Raw genomic sequence first — 295 nt, 5'->3', positions numbered from 1 at the left:
GCCACTACCTGCGCCGCCAGTGCTGTCTGGCATCATGGGGATTGTGGGTGTTTACCTGGGTGGTATGGCATACCAAGCAGTGGTTGAACGTTTCTTCTCGTAATTTTTTTAAACGAATAACTTGTCAGGAGTCCGCTATGGCTACCCCGCATATCAATGCCGAATTTGGTGATTTCGCAGAAACAGTACTGATGCCCGGTGACCCGCTGCGTGCGAAACTGATCGCAGAAACGTATCTGGAAGATGCCAAAGAAGTCTGCAATGTACGCAACATGTTTGGATACACAGGCACCTA

Annotated in this window: 1 protein-coding gene and 1 pseudogene; both read left to right on the top strand. The window is 49.5% G+C overall.

The window, feature by feature from the left end:
• A partial coding sequence (locus tag ACYP03_RS25555) for a XapX domain-containing protein (RefSeq protein WP_459782611.1) occupies nt 1-103 on the top strand: 103 nt, incomplete at its 5' end.
• A 34-nt stretch (nt 104-137) separates the two neighbouring features.
• Nucleotides 138-295: pseudogene (gene deoD / locus ACYP03_RS25550) on the top strand (purine-nucleoside phosphorylase); the annotation flags it as partial.

The organism is Photobacterium sp. R1 (genome assembly GCF_054600795.1).
Note: the sequence above shows the minus strand (reverse complement) of the source record. Positions and strands in the feature narration are given on the sequence as shown.